An 18347-nucleotide genomic window follows, 5' to 3' on the forward strand; every position below is an offset into this window, starting at 1 on the left:
CACTAGACGAAATCGTCGATCTCACGCGTGACCCGGTCCAACACCGCAGGAACCGCCCGAGCGAGATGTGTCGCACTCGCGAAGGCTGCGACGAGATTCACGACGTCCCGTTGGTCGGGCTCGTTTTCGCGTTCCGTGATCTGCACGACGATGTAGCTGCTCTTGGCAACGGCGTCCCATGCAGGCATCGCCAGCAGTGTCGCCAGCACTGACGGCTCGAGCGACTCCGTCCGCTCCAGTTCGTCGAGGGCGGTTTCACGATGCTGGGTCACGGCCGACACAGAATCGGGCATCCCGTATCTCCCGTCCCGTATCGCGGCCACTGCAGTCGACAGCGCGACAATCGCGACGAGCGCCTGCCCGCCGCGGATGACGGCCTGTGCATTGTCGCCGCGATGGTGGGCTGTCTCAGCGTCATCGATACGGCGGATGACGAGTCCCTGCAACTGGGTGAAGAGCGCCGCCGCCGGCAACCGCTCGATATCTCGGTCGAAATCCGACGGGTCCGCATCGTCGTCGAGATATGGGGCGACCTGCTTTCGGCTCACGGAGGTGATCTCCTCGAGCCGTGGTGCCAGAACCGAGAACGCAGTTCGGTATCCCGGCCCCGCCGTGGAGGTCGACTCCTGAAAGGCCTCGTGAAGGCCCGTGAGGTCATCGAGCTCCGCGCGGGCCCGTTCGAGTTCGTTGACGAGACGTCCAACTCTGAAGACACTCGCTGTCGGGTCATCCGGGAAGCTCCAGCGCGGCGCAAGATACCGCCGGCAGGTGGTCCGCAACCGTTCGAACTGATAGTTGACCGCCAGTGCCTCCACACTGTCGACGCCGGGGTAGGACCATTCCGCCTCGAACGCGAAGAGGTCCCGACGGATCTCCTCCCGTCGAGACTCGAGCGTTGCTGCGTCGATGTCGCCCGCGGCCGCATGGTAGGCACCCCACACGTTCGCGACGGTACTCCGGATGTAGCGCCAGTGGCCGAGTCGGTCCAGCGGCGTCGGCACCGCATCCGGCCCGTCTCGAAGCCCCTCAACCGCTTGCTCCCGTTCCTCGGCGAGTCGCTCTGACATCTTCCCGTTCGGAAACGACGGCTCGGTCGGCACGTCGTCGAGCAGCGTTTGGGCTCGCTCTCGGTGATGGGCAGTCAGTTGGTCCGGAACGGGCCCGGCATACGCACTCGGTCGTTCGGGAAGGGCTGTCAGAACCGACTGGGGGAGCTCTTCCGGATCGAAGCCGAGTTGGGGCTCCTCCTCACCGCCGAGTGGGAGCGAGGAACAGCCCGCGAGCGCAGTCACGAGGGCCGCAGTGCCGCCGGCGAGAGCACGACGGCGTGTCGTTGCGGTGGCGTCCGAGGCTGACTCAGCGCAATCGACGTGCTCGTCACGTGTAGACCTACGCATCGGTTCGCCCCTCCGTTTCGTTCGATGGTGTGACTGGATAGGGCCGTTCACGACAGCGTCGGCTCCACGAGGAGCCGGAGCTACTGACGTTGTCGCCCGGGAAGGGGAGTCGAATCGCGATGGCGACCGTATCCTCTGCCTCGGCGTCGCACTCGACAGCGGCTGGTCGTGGTTCGGAGCAGAAGGACGTGTAGTACCCCTCCGGTTCCCGGCCGACGCTCAACAACCGAACTGTGTCACATTCGGGGATTATCCTGGAGTGAAGCGAAACCGAGCCGGCCTCGAAATCAGTCGACGTGACGAACCCGTTCACCTCCGCGGCGGCCTCGCTCTCGGGTGCGAACGTGAGCTCCGAGAGGTCGTCCGTCGACGTGACGTAGATTCGGCCTCGGCGGGCCCGGTTGTGGTCTTCGGGTCGCTCATCCCGCCAGAACAGTGGCTCGTCCCCCGCATCACGGACCTTTCGCATCGTGAAGTCCGTGACCTGGGAGCGAGGGTTCCAGCCGGGGTCCGGTTCCGCAGAGAACCCACTCTCACCGCTACAGCCGGCAAGCGTGACCGTTGTACCAGTCGCCAGCGCGTAGAGGGCGCGGCGTCGGGACCAATCTGGCATCGTGTAAGCGTATGAACGTGTGTCCAAAAGAAATTGTGTCCGTCTGTGGGTGACCTGCCTCCGACCCGCAGTGTGAACTGGTCCCCAGACAGTTGTTCCTGTAGTGATTGAATACGTCTCGCTCACCGGCTCCGACCATCCCCCGAGGCCGTCGGTGCAGTCGCCCAAGACCGTGTCACTGTCGGCCTGCCGGAGGAGACCCGCGAGCGACTGCGCCGGTCGCGCAAGCGGGTCGAGCAGCTTGTCGCTTCCGGGGTCGACGCGCTCGCTCTCGTACGCGAGGCGGTCGGTATCCGGGAGTTCCTGGCCGAAGGCGACGATATCGTCGGCGATGGGCTATCAGTCGCCGTCGCCATGAGAGAGGCGGTCGATTCGGCCGCTGGGGAGACGGCGTTACTGACTGCGCGAAACACGTTTCGGAGCTGACCCAGCGCCAATGGTCGGTCCTCGTGGCGGCCATCGACGCCGGCTACGACGAACTCGCCGCGGCACCGAGCCTGCCAGACTGACGAATAACGGCGTTCCCCTGTGCGTTCGAGACTGCTTCTCGACCGGTCGGAACAAGTTCAGGTAGCCGTAACGTGGTCCTGGTTCACAAACAGTTATTCTTGTGCCACTGTCTCATTGCCTATGCGCTACGTAGATTGTGGGACGTTCTACGATGGGACCGGAACCGACGTGATCGAGGACGCTCGAATCCTGATCGAAGACGGCCGAGTAAGCGACGTTGGCACGGTCGAGGATCTCGCTGTCCCGGATGACGCCGAACGGATCGATCACTCGGGCGAGTTCGTGCTGCCTGGGTTCGTCGATACGCACATTCATCTCCGCGGGAACCGGGAGATGGATCCGTTCACCCGAGTCGTCGAACACGACCGACCGGCGCTGAGAGCCGCCCGCGGGACCGTCGATCTACAGACGCTGGTCGAAAGCGGGTTCACCACCGTGCGTGACGTCAGTAGTGACATCGGCATCGGACTCCGAGACGCGGTTGCGGAGGGTGAGATCCCCGGCCCGCGGATCTACACGAGCGGGAAGGGGTTCTCACAGACGGGCGGGCACGGTGACTCGCACTACCTCCCGTATCGCTGGGTCGAATCGGAAGACGACCCGAGCGTCGTCGACGGGCCGACCGAATGCCGACGTGGTGCCCGTCGGCGTATCCGGCAGGGGGTCGACCTGATCAAGCTCTCCTCGACTGGCGGTGTGCTCTCCGAGAAAGACGAACCGTACCACAGCCAGTTTACGGCCGAGGAGGTCCAGGCGTTCACCGAGGAAGCCCACCGGGTCGACATCCCGGTTGCGGCCCACGCACAGGGGGCACCCGGCATCAAGAACGCACTCCGAAACGGGGTCGACACGCTCGGAGAAGCTGTCTGAGCGGGTAGCCGTCACTTTATCAGTGATGACGCACCAGTACGACAGGAATGTCGGACTTTCTCGATGCGGCCGTCTCCGCCTTTCTCGGCGTCGACGACGCCACCCTCCTCGCGACCTCACAACTCGACCCGATTCCGGACGAGGTGGAGCCACCACTGGTTGCGGAAATACGTGACCGCCTCGAAGCATACGATTCGTTGGTCACCGACGACGGGACCGTCCTCCTCCCGCTCCACGAGGCTGATTCAGCGGAACTGAGCGGCGAGTACGTCGAGTACCGCGAGGGCGGGCTCGCACCGTCGTACATCTACAACGACGGGCACGCTGGGAAGCGGACGCGCCTGGACCCCAGCGTGATCGACGAAACGATGGTCGGCTGGCGGCTCCGCTTCTGGAGCGACGTGTTCGAGCCGCCAGGGGCGCCGTCCTACAGCGGCGAGGAGGGCTCGGAAACAGCCGTTCGAGCCGAGCCAGTTCACACCATGGACGCCGACGAACGGGGAGCCTTCGGCGACGAGCTCGTCGCGTCCGTCGAGGCGCTGCGCGAACGCGACCGCGCGGACACGCGGGAGATGCTGGCCGAGCGCGGCTACCGGCACGTCTCCCGCTCGGACGGCGGAATCCAGGAGACGATCTACACCGGTCGGCGGGTGACGGAGTCTCACGGAACGGTGGACGTGTTCGCCGTCCCCGAGGACGATGGCCGGATGCATCTCGACATCACCGGGCAGTACGACATCTATCCGGGCGCCGAGGTGCTCGTGCTGCCGAACCCCGACGCATCCGACGTCTGGGTCGATACCGACGACACGCCGTTCCCGGTCGAGGCGAGGGTCGCGACCGTCGACGACCGGGCTGTCGGGCTCTCGTTCATCGACGACCGCTCGCCCGGCTACGAGGAACTCCGCCGCTATCTCCAGGACGACCGCGCGGTGTTCTGCGTCCTCGCGCTACTCAACGGCGTGCCCTACGACCGGGAGCGGGCCGGAATCGAGGCCGTTCAGGACTCGGCCGAGAAGTGGGACGTCCTCACCGGCCAGCGACCGCTGGGGTTCACCCCGGGGTTCACCGTCGGCCTGGACACGGGTCTCGCGCTGAACGAGTTCCAGGAGGCTGCCGCGGCACGCGCGCTCCGGGCGCGGGACGTCTACTGTATCCACGGCCCACCCGGGACCGGGAAGACCCGGACCTTGATGGCGATCATCCAGCAGGCCGTCGCCGATGGCCAGCGCGTGCTCGCTTGCGCGCACTCGAACCAGGCGGTCGACAACCTGCTCGTCGGCGCCAGTTCGGCCGAGGAACCCGACCCGGGGACGCTGCATGCGATGGTTGTCGACGGCGACGGAGGTGACGACGCTGACGATGACGCCGACGCTATCGATATCCGTCGCGTCGGGCATACCGAGAGCGACCTCATCGACGACCAGTACACCGACGGCGTCGTCGCCGCCGCGGACGTGGTCGGCGCGACGACGAGCATGGCCAGCCAGTTCGACCCCGACGAGTTCGACATCGCCGTGGTCGACGAGGCGACCCAGGCGTCGATCCCCGCGACGACGATTCCCTACGCCTGTTCGGAGCGGCTGGTGCTCGCCGGCGACCACAAGCAGCTGCCGCCGTTCGCCTCGGACGAACTCGACCAGCGGGAGGCGGAGGTCTCGCTGTTCGAACACCTGTTGGAGACGTACGACGACGGCGCCCGGACGATGCTCCGCCGGCAGTATCGCATGCACGAGGAGATCGTCACGTTCCCGAACGAAGCGTTCTACGAGGGGAAACTGGAGACGGCTGAACGGAACCGGGACCGGACGGTCGACGGATTCGATCCGCTCGTCGCCGACGACGTGTCCGAGGGCGAGGAGCATACCTCGGGGAAATCCTACCGGAACCCGGCGGAGGCCGATATCGTCGCGGACGAAGTCGAGCAGCTACGTGAGGGAGGGGTAGCCCAGTCGGATATCGGCGTCATCACCCCCTACACCGGACAGATCGGCTGCATTCGGAATGCGCTCGCCGGGGTCGACCAGCGAACGAAGGACATCAAGGTCAACACCGTCGACTCGTTCCAGGGTAGCGAGCGGGAGGTGATCTTGCTTTCGCTGGTCCGCTCGAACGACCGGAACGGGTCGGGCTTTCTCACCTTCGGCGATGAGGGCAAGCGCCGGCTCAACGTCTCGTTGACACGGGCGAAGCGACGACTGGTAGTTATCGGGGACTGGGAGACGCTCGGGACAGTTGGTTCACACCGGGCCGCTGAGGAGTCCTGTGCGGACGTGTATGCAGCGCTCGGGGACCATCTGGGCGTTTAGAACTCGCTGTCGATTTCGACAGCAGTGGGAACTTCGTCCGTCTGGTGGCTCCTCACGCGTTACTGGGCGCTGGGAGCAGGACGTAACAGCCCGTGGCGAGTGCGGCCAGCACCGCCAGCAGGAGAAAGGCGGCGTCGAACAGCTCCGCATCGGCGAACAGTCCGACGACGACCGCGCCCATCGACGACACCCCGGTGAACACTGTTCGAAGGAGCCCGTACCCGCCACCGCGGATCTCCTCCGGAAGCGCCGCTGCGAGATACGCCGTCGCCACTGGTGTGGCCCCCCGCTGGGTCCCGAGGAGAACGACAGCCGCTGCGAGGAACACGAACCGACCCGACAGAACCAGTGCGACGAGTAAGAGCACGTAGACGCCCGTGATCGCAATCAGCACGACGCGCTCGTTGGTCTCGTCCGAGAGTCGGCCGGCGATGGGTTGCATCACCGCGGCGACGGCAAACAACCCCCCGTAGAGCAGGGCTGCCGTACTCCCGGCGATGCCCTTCACCGAGATCAGATACGTCGTCAGGAACGCGGTCATCCCCTGGAACGTAAAGAACGTTAGCGTCACGCCCGCGGTAACGAGGAGGATCTCGCGAGTCCGGAGCTGGACGAGCACCCGCGGCAGCAGTTCCCGGACGGACTGTCGGTCCTCGTCCGCGCCAGTTGTGCCCCCGGGAATCGCGATCCAGAGCGCGAGAAACGCAACTGCGAATATCGGGATCGCCATCCCGAAGCCGAACCGCCAGCCGATCGCTGCTGCGATCACCCCGACCGCCGCAGGGAGAAGCGCCGCACCGATGTTGCCCATCGCCATCACGAGCCCGATCGCAGTACCGCTGCTCTCGGGGAACTCCCTGGAGAGGAGCGTGACTCGCGGCGTGGCGAACAGCCCCCCGACGATGCCGAACAGCCCACCGCTCACCACGAACGCGAGAAAGGATGGCGAGACCGCGAACGACGCTGCTGTCAGGCCGCCGAGAGCCATCGATGCCACCAGCATCCACCGCTCGCCCACCTTGTCGGTCAGCAGGCCGGCAGGGAACTGACACACGCCATAGACCAGCCACATGACCGTCACCGCGATACCCGCGCCCGTGTTGCTCAGCGCGAACTCCGCCTTGATGTTGGGGAGCACCGCCGGGACCGTGAGCATCGTCCCGACGACGAGGAACCACCCAACTGCGACGGCGACGATAGACCATCCCCGGCCGTCTCCGTGTAGGTCGGCGACGGTCCGTCGAAGTTGGTTCTGGATGGTGTTACTCATCTCCGAGTGCTTGCCCCCACCCGAGGTGAGCGGGACTGTTGCTGTGGCAGAATCCCCACGACGGGAAATGTGCATGGGTTACGACAAACCGCACCGCTTTCCGGCCCGACGGCACAGCGTCCGTCGCCCGAGCCGACGCGACGGAGCGCCTATCGGAGTTCCGGGATGACCTCCTCGGCGAACAGCGTTGCGCCCTCGGTGCCCGGGAAGTCGATAAACTCGACCACGACCTCGTCGATGCCGATTTCGCGGTACCGCTCGATATCCGCGACGATCTGCTCGGGGGTGCCAACGAGGTGGTGCTCGCTCTCGTCGAGGTTCTCCTCTTTGAACATGGGGACCTCCTCGAGCAGTTCCGCAACCGCGTCTTCGGTCTCCCGAATCACACACCGCGCGAACCAGGATTTCTCGATGGCGTCGTAGTCGGTGCCGTAGGTCTCACAGTGGTCTTCGAGCACCGAGAGCTTCCCCGCCATCAGCTCCAGGGAGCCCCAGTAGTTCCAGCAGTCCGCGTGCTTGGCCGTGATGCGCAGCGTGAACTCCTCGCCGCCGCCCCCAACCATGATGGGCGGATAGGGCTCCTGAACCGGATGGGGTTTACAGACCGCCTCGTCGACGGAGCAGTAGTCGCCGTCGTAGCTGAACTCGTGGTTCGTCCACAACCCCTTCATGATCTCCAGGGTCTCCTCGAGTTCACGGAGCCGGTCCGGCGCCGCGGGCCAGTCGTAGCCGTAGGCTTTGGCCTCGTCGTCCTTCCAGCCGGCGCCCATCCCCAGTTTGAGTCGCCCGTCGCTGATCTCGTCGATGGTGGCCACCGTCTTCGCGAGGAACGGTCCGTGTCTGAGCGGGTTGTTGATCGTTTTAGGGTAGAGATACACGTCCTCGGTCTCGACGGCCAGCGCCGCCAGCGTCGTCGTCGCCTCCATAGTTCCGGCGCCGCCGCCCGTCATGATGTGGTCCGGGACGGCCAACCCGTCGTATCCCAACGCCTCGATGTCCAACCCGAACTGCCGCTGGTCGGCCCAGGAGATGGCGTCGGTAAACGGCATGGTCGAGTATTCGGAACTCCCGACACTGGTCGGAACGTTAACAGCGAATTCCATGTGAACAACTGCCCGCCGAGCCGGTAAATACCTTCACGCCGCTTTCGACGGCGCGAGTTGGTGAGACGAGCCGACGACGCGATACGACGAGACGAACGAGCGACGCGAACCGACGGCCCGAGCCGGAATGATTACCTCGACGTGAACACCGCGTCGTCGAGTTCGACGCCGATACCGGGCTCGGTCGGAATCTCGATCTCGGCCGCAACCGGAAGAGTCGGATCTGTCGGGTCCTCGGCGGTCAGCCCGGTACAGAGCTCCGCACCTGCGGAAAGATTGTCGAGCACCGCTGCCACGTGGAGATTGGCCGTGGCGTCGAGGGAGGTCCCGAAGGCGCTGACCACGGTAACGCGCATCTCTCGCCGGGCCGCCAGCCGGGCCATCTCCGTGATTCTGCGGAGCGACCCAGCCTTCGCCAGCTTGAGGTGACACCCGGCGACTGCGTCGGGGTGCTCGACAACGTCGTCGGGGCCGGCGAAGGATTCGTCGGCGTACACCGGAATTCCGGTTTCTTCCCACAATCGCTGCATGTCGTTGATGCGGTGGGTCGCCACTGGCTGCTCGATGTACTCGATGCGGTCTGGCTGGGCCAACCGCTCGACAACCTCTTTGGCCCGGTAGTAGCGGCGCCAGCCGGTGTTGGCGTCGACACGAACCACCCCGTCGTCGGGGAGTGCCGCAGTGACAGCGTTGATACGCGCGACGTCGCCGTCCGCGTCCCCATCAGCTTTGAGTTTGAAGCTCCGGAACCCGTCCGCCGCCGCCTCGGCGACGCGTTCGGCGGCGGCCTCCGGCCGGAGCGCCGGAATCACCTGCGTGGCGGGGACTGTGTTCCGGATACGGGTGCCAAGCAGCGTCGAGAGCGGCACGCCCGCCTGCCTGGCCGAGAGGTCCAGTAGCGCCATCTCGACCGCGGCCTTCGCGCCAGGAGCACCGGGGAACGCGTCGATGAACTCGTCGATACCGGCGAGCGCGTCTTCCAGGGTCTCTCCCGTCACCTTGGGGGCGAGATACCGGTCGACGACTGTGCGGAGCCCCTCACCCACGTCCCCGGTGAACCAGGGAAGGGCGGTCCCCTCGCCGTACCCGATATGTTCGGTATCAGTTCGAACACGGACGAACAGGTGTTCGGTCCCGCTGTGGGATTCGTAGCTCACCGGGAACGACGACTCGAAGGGAATCGTTCGGCTAACCGCGTCGATCTCGACGATCTCCATCTAACGCCGGCATCTATCACGGGCACCAGCATAAACATTCGTCGTATGTTACCAGCGCGCACACCTCTCAACTATTCTGTGGGGCACCGCCTCATCGGAGTGAGTGCCGCGGCGGCGTGTCTCTCGTTGTCGGCCGTCCGGGACGCCTCTTCGTGCTCTCAGAGTGATTACTGCGAGTCTGTCCCGCCGTGACCATCCGTGTCGGTGATGGGAGCCCCTGACCCGGCGGCGTTCGACACCGTCGATGCACCGATTCGCCGTAATCACTATCAGGCGGATGGAGATGTGCGTGGCCGACCACCCACCGGAACCACTCCTCCGCACGCCGCTCGAGCATTACCACCCAGCCTCCGTCACCAACGCCTCGATGATGTTGAGGACCGGCGTCACCCAGTCCACGATTTCTGCAATGTTCACCACCTGCTCCTCCTCGAGCGTCCGGGAGCTGGCAGCTGAAGACGGATCGACGTGGAAGTCACAGCGCCACCGGCCACCATCGGTGTTTTTCACCGTTGCCGTGACCGTCTGGGCTCGCTCGTGGGGGATGGAAACAGACGCCGCCGACGGCTGTCTCTGCCGTCGAGAGCCGTTTCCCTCCGATGGGTCGGCCTGGTCGACACGCTCCGTGAAGAGGTCGATCGAGATCTCCGACACCCGTGCGTTACCGTCAGTGGCCGTTCCGTTCGTCACCATATCGAAATAATGGGGCCTCACCGCCAAGAGGGCTGTTCGGGTCGTTCCAACCCGTTCCGGCCAGTCCGTGTTACCAGTAAACCACCAGACTGCGACGTGTCTCAATCGGTTCCGACCGGCGTTCCGGACGACTCGGCGAGTTCGTAGGTTTTCCCGTCCGCACCGCGCTCGGTCGTGATGAGGTTGTAGTGTTCCAGCTTCGGCAGGTGGCTCTTCCGGAGCGCTCGGAGGGTGATCGGGTCGGGATGCTCCGATTCGTACCGGTCGTACAGCTCTTTCTGGATGAGCGGCCCCCAGCGCTCGATACACTCGTAGAGCACGCGCTGATGGTGGTTCAGCTTCGAGATGGTTTTCTGGCGAACCTCCGCTTCGGCGCTGAGAACGGAGTCCTCGACGAGCCGTTCCGGGATCGTCGAGAGCCCCTCGTGGTCCGCTTTCCGGGCAGCGACGCGGAGCGCGGTGATCGCCCGCCGGGCGTCGCCGTCGACGAGTTCGGCGATCCGGCGGAGCGTCTCCCGCTGCACCGCACCCTGCTCGAGCCCGTGGCTGGCACGGCGGTCGAGAATCTCCGTCACGGTGTCGGCGGTGTATCGGTCGAACTGCACGCGGTAGCCCACCGAGACGCGGGAGTGAGTCCGGTCGTCGAGCCTGGCGAGGAGGTCGACCTCGCGGTTGGCGATGCAGATCCAGGCGAGCCCCCGTATCGAGTGCAGGTCGTACAGCGTATCGGGGTCCTGGAGCTGGTCGACCTCGTCGATAATCAGCACGCTCGGGGAGTCCAGTTCGGTCTGCAGCGTATCGATCACGTCACGAGCGGGGGCGTTTTTCGGAATCGCGGCGCCGACGAGGTTCTTCGCGGTCCGCTCGAGCACGCCCGAGCGCGTGTAGTCCTTCCAGCAGTTGACGTAGGCGGTCGGCACGTCGAGTACCTCGCGCCGCAGTTCACGAACCGCAGCGCGGGCGACCGTGGTCTTCCCGGCGCCGGAGGGGCCAAAGAGGAAGCAGTTCTCGGCACGGACCCCGTCCTCGATCGGCGCGAGCGCGTCAGTGACCTCGTTCATCTGGGAGTTCCGACCGACGATCTCTCGGGGGAGGTGTTCGTCGTCGAAGACGGTCCCGTCTCGCAGCATCTACTCAGGGGTGTGTCGGGTGACGTGTTAAGTGGAACCCCTGGTGTTCCGGACGGTTCCGAACGGATCCGAACAGTTCTGAGCTGTTCCGATTGGATCCCAGTGGTTCCGGACCGGTTCGCCGTACTGAGTTGCTGGCGCTCACTGGTTGACGCCTCCGTACGCCGAGACCGAGCCATCCACCCGATCGGCGAGAGACGCCTCGATCTCCGCCGCTCGAAACCCGACCGGTGCGAGCACGGACTCCGCAACCCGCACGAGCTGGTCCCGGTAGAACGCCGCGTCGTACGACTCGGGGCGCTCGTGAAGCAGCGAGACGCGCTCACGACCGCGTTTCTCGTCGTCGACGACGACGTAGGCCACGTCCTGACCAGAACGCTTGTCAAGCCCGAGGTCGGCGGCGCGTTCCAGGGCGGCGACGTTCTTCGTCGACTGGCTGTACTCCTCGACGCGCTTGGAGACGCGGTTCGTGATCGCCAGCTGCTCGGGCGACACATCACCCCGAGAGAGCGCAGCAATGTGGCGTTGGAGGCGATCACAGACTGCCTCGGGGGACCGCGTCCGGGCGAGCGCCTGGATCAACTCCAGCTGCACCGCCTCCAGAAACGGCGGCGTCGAGCGCTGTCGAGCCTCGATTCCCCGCCGTTTGTAGCTCGACTCCTCGTCGACAGGCTCGCCGGCCCGCTTACCGAAGTAGCGAGTCAGCGCGCCGGCGTCGTCGTTCCGGCGCGGGCAGAACGCCAGCCAGTCGTATTCGGCCTCGTACTCGAGCCGAATCCCGGTTGCCTCGGTGATATCGCGGGCGACATCGTGGAGATCTGTCTGGTCGCGGTTGTCCATCGGCGTGACCCAGAGCGAGTCGACGATACCGTGGACGACGCGCCAGCCGTCCGCTTCGAACTGCTCCTTCGCGTCGAGGATGATCTCTCTGGCGAAGGCGTTGATGGCCTCGTGGCACTCGATGCGGCCGAACTTCGCGTTCGAGAACCCCTGATAGCCGAAACAGGAGACGAGAATCCACTTGATGGCGTCGGATTTCCCCTCCAGCGCCGGGATATCACCGGTTCCGTTCCGGATTCGCTCCTTGATCCCGTCCCGGTCGTCGATGAGCGGCTGTAACACGTCCGGGAGATACCCCTCGTCGGGACAGATGCTGTAGCCGAGCCCGGGGACGTCCTCGCGCTCGGGGTGACAGTCACAGCAGACGGTCTCGGGTGAGATGTTCCGGCTGCACATGATGTTGGGGTAGAGACTCGAGAAATCCAGTTCGTGAACGCCCTCGTGGAGTCCCACGTCGGGCGCGAACGTGAACCCGCCGCGGTCGGCGGCCTCGAGCGTCCGGGCGCTCTTGAAGAACTCCGGGCGCCACGCACGCCACGGCACCAGCACGTCGCGGGCCATCGCCTCCCGAATCTGGATTGCGGTGAGGATGTTCCCGATGCTCGCCCACGACGCTTCCTGCAGCGGCTTGCGAGAGTTCTCGACCAGGTAGAGGAGCCCGGCGATGTTCGTCTCCGTGAGGAAGAATGCGTTCGACGCGTCGACGAGCGCGCGTCCAGGGACGGTGTATCGGGCTGGCGAGTGGCCGACCTGCCCGTAGCTCTCGTAGGTGCTCGCTGCGGCGAGCTGGGTGTAGCCGGGCCGGCGGCCGAGACGGTACGCGTCGTCGCCGACGGCGTCGAACAGGGTGGGAACCAGCTCCCCTGTCGAGACCTGTAACACGTCCGGGTCGGCCCCCTCGACGACCGCCTCGACACGGCGCGCAACTGTCGCTGGCTCGCCCTCGACCGTTCGATCGTCACCCGACGGCGGCGTCACCGTCACGGACTCGAGCCCGGTCGCGAACGTCGTCGCGGGCGTCGAGAGCGAGAGTACGGTCGGCGACCGACTCGGGGTCGGGTCGGTATCGGTTTCGAGACAGTACCGGAACTGCGGCGACATGTCGACGTTGAAACAGCGGAACGCGCCGGGGCGTCCGACCTGGGCGACTGTCGATGCCAGCGTCGTGATCATCGAGGGCTCCGTTACCTCGATCGCGAGCATCTCCGTCGCGTCGTATCGCCACCCGGGACGGTGCCGTTCGTGTGTGACCTGGGTCACTGCCGGGTGGGCGGCGATAGCCGCTTCGATTCGGGATACGGAGTTCCCCGCTGTCGCCGCGACGTAGAACCGGGGGCGGTAAGTTACGGGTTTGGCCTCGGCACCCGTCTCGGTCAGCGACCACTCGACGGCCGTCTCCGGCCCGGTGAACTCGACTGTGTACACCATCCTCAGGGGTCCGAGTCCGTGAGTGCTGCTTCGAGTTCGGCGATCCGTCGCTCCTGTGCGAGGAGCACCGAGACGAACACGAGGTCGAGCGCCCGTTCGGTGTTCTGGTAGCCAGCCGCATCGGCGTACGTCGCAGCATGCGTCCAGAGCCGGTCGAAATGCGCTTGATCGCGGTGGCGTAGTGCGCGTCGGTACGCCGACCACCCGTCTTCGAGGTGACGGAGGCTGTCACGGTACGTCGGGTTAGTTCGGCCCACTGGCCACCACCTCTCGGGGAACCGTCGCCGTGTCGTGAAGCGGCTGGCGCGCCTGGAGCACGTCCTGCCAGAACGCGAGCGTCGTCTGGACCAACTCGCCCTCGAGCGGATAGACCAGCGTCTGGAACTCGTCGCCGACGAAGCGCGGCCCCATCGGCGTCTCACAGAACTGGATGATCCGCGTCGCAGCAGCCTCGACCGGGTCGGCGAACTGATCCGCCTGTGTACGCGTACAGAGGACGGGAATCTCGTGGGCCCGTGCGACCCCGGCGAGTTGTGCGAGCGCACGCGTGAGCATCGTCCGACCGTCGCCGCCCTGCACGTCGTCGTCGCGGTATCGGGCGTCGAGTTCCGGGAGCACGATGACGGCAGTTCCCTCGTCGACCTGTGCGGGGAGGGCGCCGATGAGCGCGGTATGCTGATAGGAGGTGAACCCCCGAGCGACGTCGATGCGGTCCAGCACGCGGCGGTCCGGGACGATTTCGGCGAGCGAATCGGTAGTGCAGTGCCGGCCGGTCCCGACCCAGATCGCGCTCCCGCTTTCGAGCAGGAGTCGGTCGACGGCGAGGCTCTGTAGCGGGACTCTGTGGGCAGTGTCCGTCTCGACGAGTGTCAACCCCGGTTCGAGCGTCGGCAGTTCGGGTATCGCGTCCGATTCGGTGTTCATACACGAGGGTTCGGGCTCCGTCCCAAAGGGAGCGAGCCACGAGCGGAGTGAAAGTGGAGCGCCCCGGATGCGGGGTGGGGGTCCCGAGTGAATGTGAAGGGAATGCTCGGAGCTGACGCCCTGTAATAGATTGATTTCGAGCGCGTGTCACGCCCCCGGTGGGAGAACCACCACCCGTGGTTTCTCACCTCATCGCCGTCCCGGTCCTTCTGGGCACGCTCGGACTCGTCGGTCTCGACACCGGCTGGAACCGCTGGCGGATCCACGGCCACATCGCGGACGTGACGACGTGGAGCGATTCGAGAACGCTCAGCTGGGTCCCCTCGATGGCTGCGACACCAAACTGATAGAGCAGGGCGTAGAGCAGTATCACCACGGCGGTGCCCAAGAAATAGGGTCCTACTCGTCGGGCTGGGCTTGTCGTGGAGGGAGCCACACAGCCTGGGAGATACAATCCGCCGACCCGCGGTCGCCCAAGAGCTTTGCCGCCCGAGCCACCAGGGACGACCATGAGCCGAGACGTAACGCTGGACGCCACCGGTCCGCGCTATCTCGACGAGGGGGATATCGATCCGGAGAAGGGGGATATCGCCATCTGTCGATGCGGGCTCAGCGACGAGTTCCCCTTTTGCGACGGCTCCCACCGGCAAACAGCGGACGAGGGCGACGGCGTGTTCCGCTACGTCGACGGCGAGCGTCGCCGTGTCGCAAGCGTGACGTTCGGTGATGGGGAGACCATCGAGTACGAGATTCCGGAGGACGAAAACGAGCATGACGATGATTCCGGCGAGGAAAACAGCTAATCCGTCGCCGCCGATGCTTGTCGACCGAGCGTTTTAGTCCGATGGCGGTCGGATAAGCGCTTGTGTATCGTCCTGGCCACCTCGGGGTCTCACTGCTCGCGTTCGCCCCGATCGGCTATCTGCTCGTCGCCCTCGGCTCCCCGCTCGCATCGGTGATGACCGGCGGCGCCATGCTCTGGCTCGCAATGCTGCCGGATGTGGACCACCGACTCCCGGTGATCCGGCACCGTGGACCGACCCACTCCCTGCTGTTCGCCGCGCTCGTCGGCGGCGCCTTCGCGGCCGTCGGCCTCCTATTGGCGTCACTCGGCGGCGCATCGGTCATTGCCGAACTGCTCGGCCTCGGCGCGTTCCCGGGCATTGGGCTGGCGGCCTTCGGGTTCGCCGTGGGGTTCCTGAGTGTGGCTGCTCACCTGCTTGGGGACCTGCTCACCCCTGCCGGGGTCAATCTGTTCTGGCCGGTCGGGAAGAAGTACACTCTCTCCGTCACCCGGGCGGACAACACGCTCGCAAACTACGGACTATTCCTGCTGGGCATCTTCGCCGTGGCCGTCGCCGCCCTGCTAGCGTTCCAGCGCACGCCGCTGTAGCGCTCAGTCCAGGACGACGACAGCTTCGCTCGCCCACCGCTCGAACCCCAGCGACGCAGCCAGCCTGAGGGATGCTGATTCGCTCAGGCGTCCGGTAGCGGATTCCCGTGGCACTGTTGCGCTCGAAGGCTGCACTGACGACTCTCGAAACGACCCGACGGCCGGCTCCTGCTGCCCGGTGGTCCGGGTCGACGACCACGCCGATATCTGGAAACGGTGGGTCGGTCAGGGTGGCAACAGCGACGAGTTCGTCAGCACGGAACAGCCCTGCAGTGCGGCCGGGGCGAAACGTTGGAGAGGCGCGTTGCCACTCCTCGTCCGGCACCCGCCGGCGGAGTCGATCGACCGCCCGCTCGTCGTCGTCGTCGAGGAGCTGTGCGTCGGCGGTGACCGGGGAAAACGCGGCGGAGTCGACGTAACCGAGAACCGCTGGGCCGTGAGCGGTGACGAACTCAGTCGACTGGTCGGAGAACGCGTGCTGAACCACGTTACCTGCTTCGGTGAGCGGTGCGTTATCGAGTTCCGTCCGGCAGCGTGTGAACGCTCCGCTGACCCGCTCTGGCGCGGCAACCACAGTGGCACCAGCCCGGCGGATGAGTCGAACCGTTCGGCCTGACCGCTCGGTGACGGTGACACCCGACTGTTCGAACGCCGCCGGGACACAGCCCAGCAAATCGGCCCAGTGGCGGCGGATCTCGTCGCGGGTGCCGGGCGAGAGCGACATCACCTGAAGGAAGGGTCCGGACGGCCCAAAAGCGTGGGGTGGTTCCCTAATGTCGGTGATTGCTGTTCAGTCGTCTCCGGGAGAGGCTTCCGAGTGGTCGCGAACCGTCTCCGTCGCCCCAGCGAGCGTCACATCCATCTTCCGGAACGGGATCTCGATATCGAGTTCGTCGAGGCGGCGATAGATCGCCCGGTTGAGCTCGTGTGTCGCACGAGCGGCCCGGATCGGACTGTGCACCCAGCAGAGCAGTTCGTAGTTCAGCCCCGAGTCACCGAACGACCGAAACCGCATCCGCGGTTGGGGGCCGTCGAGTACCAGGCGTTCGGCGGCGGTGACATCGAGGACGGCCGCCTCGAAGGCGTCGATGTCGGTGCCGTAGGCCACGCTCATCGGGACGCGGATGCGCCGCCTGCTCTTGGGTGCGGACTCGTTGACGATTTTCGCGGAGTTCAACACTGCGTTGGGGACGGTGACCAGCACCTCATCGCGCGTCTGGAGCGTCGTCGAGCGGACGCCGACGGTGACGACGGTGCCTTTCTCCCCGGAGTCGAGCACGACGTAATCGCCGATCTTGTACGTGTCGTCGAAGTACAGTGCAATTCCACCGAAGAAGTTCGCGACTGTGTCCTTCGCGGCGAACCCGACGGCGATACCGGCGACGCCAGCGCCGGCTACCAGCGGCGTCACGTCGATCTGCCAGATCGAGAGCGCGAGCGCGACGGTGCCGGTGGCGAGGACGATCGTCCAGACGTTCGAGAACACTGGCGCGAAATCGAAGCGTGGCCCGCCGTCTTTTACCGCCCTTACGCCGCGGTTGACGATGGTGTTGAGCGACCACGCCCAGACCACCAGCAGGAGCGTGAGCGCCGGCCGATTGAACAGGGCGTTGCGGCTCTCGGCCTCGACCGAGAGCGCCGCGAGCACCCCGTCGTCGGTGGTCAGGAGGAACACCCCGGCCAGGGCGACCGTCACCACGAGCGGGAGCCGTAACTCGTCGATGAGAATATCGTCGAAGCCGTTCTCCGTCGAGCGGCTCATCCGCCGGAGCAGCCGAACCCCAACCTGTTCGACGGCGGCGGCCGCGAGAATACTGCCAACCACGACTGTCACGAGAGCGACCGCCGGCGGGAGCGTGTTCAACTCTGCCAATATCCAGGAATACATGCCCGAGGGAGATCGGCAGGGAAGGTAACTGACTCGCTCGGCCGCCCACTGCGCTGCTCGTTGCTGGTCACCGGCTGTCGGCTGGCTTGAAGTACCGACCCACCTATATTCGAGGTATGTCCGCGCCGACGCTCGAGGACGACGCGATGACCCGTTTCGAAGTGCCCGAGTTCGAGGACCTGCCCGAGGACCTCCAGGCCCGCATCAGCCAGGAGACCGAAGAGGCGGGGTTCACCCCGAACGTGTTCTCGGCGTTCGCCTCCAAACCCAGTCATTTCCGCGCCTTCTTCGAGTATCACGACGCGCTGGTCGACGACACCGCGCTGGACCGCGAGGAGGTGGAGATGATCGTCGTCGCGGTCTCCGGGCGTAACCACTGCTACTACTGCAACGTCGCCCACGGCGCACTGCTGCGCATCTACTCCGGGGACCCTGAACTGGCGGACCAGCTGGTCGCGAACTACCGGCAGGCCGACATCAGTGAGAAGCGGATGGCGATGCTCGACGTGGCCGTGACGCTGACCGAGGCACCCGACGAGGTGACTGAGGCCCATCTCGAACGGCTGGCGGGGGTCGGTTACAGCGCCGAGGCGATGTGGGATATCGCGGCCGTGACGGCGTTTTTCAACCTCAGCAACCGGATGGCGATGTTCGCGGATATGCGGCCGAACGAGGAGTTTCAGACGATGGGTCGGTAGACGCCGCACGCTGGGAGTACTCCAGGTCCCAATCACGAACCGATATACGGCCCGACCACCACGA

General features: G+C 65.5%; 18 protein-coding genes. 7 read left to right on the forward strand and 11 right to left on the reverse strand.

Annotation, left to right across the window (positions count from 1 at the left end):
- Nucleotides 1-2 precede the first annotated feature (2 nt).
- Together V5A38_RS07005 and V5A38_RS07010 are read right to left on the reverse strand one after the other, a co-directional pair.
- Nucleotides 3-1397, reverse strand: coding sequence for a hypothetical protein (locus V5A38_RS07005; RefSeq protein ID WP_332325038.1), 1395 nt, complete (start codon nucleotides 1395-1397; stop codon nucleotides 3-5).
- Nucleotides 1390-2010: a hypothetical protein gene (locus V5A38_RS07010; protein ID WP_332325040.1), complete on the reverse strand. Its 621-nt coding sequence runs from the start codon at nucleotides 2008-2010 to the stop codon at nucleotides 1390-1392. The genes V5A38_RS07005 and V5A38_RS07010 overlap by 8 nt, the downstream gene beginning before the upstream one ends.
- A 630-nt stretch (nucleotides 2011-2640) precedes the next feature.
- On the opposite strand from V5A38_RS07010, the gene V5A38_RS07015 reads away from it, so the two are divergent.
- Together V5A38_RS07015 and V5A38_RS07020 are read left to right on the forward strand one after the other, a co-directional pair.
- Nucleotides 2641-3390, forward strand: a complete 750-nt coding sequence (locus tag V5A38_RS07015; protein ID WP_332325041.1) for an amidohydrolase family protein — start codon at nucleotides 2641-2643, stop codon at nucleotides 3388-3390.
- Nucleotides 3391-3437: 47 nt separating this feature from the next.
- Complete coding sequence (locus V5A38_RS07020) at nucleotides 3438-5699, forward strand: AAA domain-containing protein (protein WP_332325042.1); 2262 nt, start codon at nucleotides 3438-3440, stop codon at nucleotides 5697-5699.
- Nucleotides 5700-5751: 52 nt separating this feature from the next.
- Here the strand turns inward: V5A38_RS07020 and V5A38_RS07025 are convergent, their stop codons facing one another.
- The 8 genes from V5A38_RS07025 to V5A38_RS07060 all read right to left on the reverse strand — a co-directional run bounded on the left by V5A38_RS07025 (nucleotide 5752) and on the right by V5A38_RS07060 (nucleotide 14304).
- Complete coding sequence (locus tag V5A38_RS07025; protein ID WP_332325043.1) at nucleotides 5752-6969, reverse strand: MFS transporter; 1218 nt, start codon at nucleotides 6967-6969, stop codon at nucleotides 5752-5754.
- A 149-nt stretch (nucleotides 6970-7118) separates the two neighbouring features.
- Entirely contained in the window at nucleotides 7119-8072 is a 954-nt protein-coding gene (locus V5A38_RS07030) for an LLM class flavin-dependent oxidoreductase (protein WP_332325044.1), read from the reverse strand.
- Nucleotides 8073-8203: 131 nt separating this feature from the next.
- Entirely contained in the window at nucleotides 8204-9289 is a 1086-nt protein-coding gene (locus V5A38_RS07035) for an enolase C-terminal domain-like protein (RefSeq protein WP_332325045.1), read from the reverse strand.
- A gap of 336 nt (nucleotides 9290-9625) precedes the next feature.
- Nucleotides 9626-9982: a hypothetical protein gene (locus tag V5A38_RS07040; protein WP_332325046.1), complete on the reverse strand. Its 357-nt coding sequence runs from the start codon at nucleotides 9980-9982 to the stop codon at nucleotides 9626-9628.
- Nucleotides 9983-10083: 101 nt separating this feature from the next.
- Nucleotides 10084-11112: a Cdc6/Cdc18 family protein gene (locus tag V5A38_RS07045; RefSeq protein WP_332325047.1), complete on the reverse strand. Its 1029-nt coding sequence runs from the start codon at nucleotides 11110-11112 to the stop codon at nucleotides 10084-10086.
- Between the two features lie 141 nt (nucleotides 11113-11253).
- The gene (locus V5A38_RS07050; protein WP_332325048.1) at nucleotides 11254-13380 is read right to left on the reverse strand and encodes a type B DNA-directed DNA polymerase; all 2127 of its coding nucleotides are present in this window, start codon (nucleotides 13378-13380) and stop codon (nucleotides 11254-11256) included.
- A 2-nt stretch (nucleotides 13381-13382) separates the two neighbouring features.
- Nucleotides 13383-13637, reverse strand: a complete 255-nt coding sequence (locus V5A38_RS07055) for a hypothetical protein (protein WP_332325049.1) — start codon at nucleotides 13635-13637, stop codon at nucleotides 13383-13385.
- On the reverse strand, nucleotides 13624-14304 hold the full coding sequence (locus tag V5A38_RS07060; RefSeq protein WP_332325050.1) for a hypothetical protein: 681 nt from the start codon (nucleotides 14302-14304) through the stop codon (nucleotides 13624-13626). The genes V5A38_RS07055 and V5A38_RS07060 overlap by 14 nt, the downstream gene beginning before the upstream one ends.
- A 176-nt stretch (nucleotides 14305-14480) precedes the next feature.
- Here V5A38_RS07060 and V5A38_RS07065 point away from each other — a divergent pair, with 176 nt between their 5' ends.
- The 4 genes from V5A38_RS07065 to V5A38_RS07080 all read left to right on the forward strand — a co-directional run bounded on the left by V5A38_RS07065 (nucleotide 14481) and on the right by V5A38_RS07080 (nucleotide 16313).
- On the forward strand, nucleotides 14481-14651 hold the full coding sequence (locus V5A38_RS07065; RefSeq protein WP_332325051.1) for a hypothetical protein: 171 nt from the start codon (nucleotides 14481-14483) through the stop codon (nucleotides 14649-14651).
- A 162-nt stretch (nucleotides 14652-14813) separates the two neighbouring features.
- The gene (locus V5A38_RS07070; RefSeq protein ID WP_332325052.1) at nucleotides 14814-15107 is read left to right on the forward strand and encodes a CDGSH iron-sulfur domain-containing protein; all 294 of its coding nucleotides are present in this window, start codon (nucleotides 14814-14816) and stop codon (nucleotides 15105-15107) included.
- 62 nt (nucleotides 15108-15169) lie between these two features.
- On the forward strand, nucleotides 15170-15697 hold the full coding sequence (locus V5A38_RS07075) for a metal-dependent hydrolase (RefSeq protein ID WP_332325053.1): 528 nt from the start codon (nucleotides 15170-15172) through the stop codon (nucleotides 15695-15697).
- A 304-nt stretch (nucleotides 15698-16001) separates the two neighbouring features.
- A complete protein-coding gene (locus tag V5A38_RS07080) occupies nucleotides 16002-16313 on the forward strand; it encodes a hypothetical protein (RefSeq protein WP_332325054.1) in 312 nt (103 codons plus the stop codon).
- Nucleotides 16314-16487: 174 nt separating this feature from the next.
- Here the strand turns inward: V5A38_RS07080 and V5A38_RS07085 are convergent, their stop codons facing one another.
- A complete protein-coding gene (locus tag V5A38_RS07085) occupies nucleotides 16488-17585 on the reverse strand; it encodes a mechanosensitive ion channel family protein (RefSeq protein ID WP_332325055.1) in 1098 nt (365 codons plus the stop codon).
- A 116-nt stretch (nucleotides 17586-17701) separates the two neighbouring features.
- Here V5A38_RS07085 and V5A38_RS07090 point away from each other — a divergent pair, with 116 nt between their 5' ends.
- The gene (locus V5A38_RS07090) at nucleotides 17702-18283 is read left to right on the forward strand and encodes a peroxidase-related enzyme (protein ID WP_332325056.1); all 582 of its coding nucleotides are present in this window, start codon (nucleotides 17702-17704) and stop codon (nucleotides 18281-18283) included.
- Nucleotides 18284-18347 lie beyond the last annotated feature (64 nt).

This window comes from Halolamina sp., from assembly GCF_036626355.1.
In the GTDB taxonomy this organism is placed as follows: domain Archaea; phylum Halobacteriota; class Halobacteria; order Halobacteriales; family Haloferacaceae; genus Halolamina.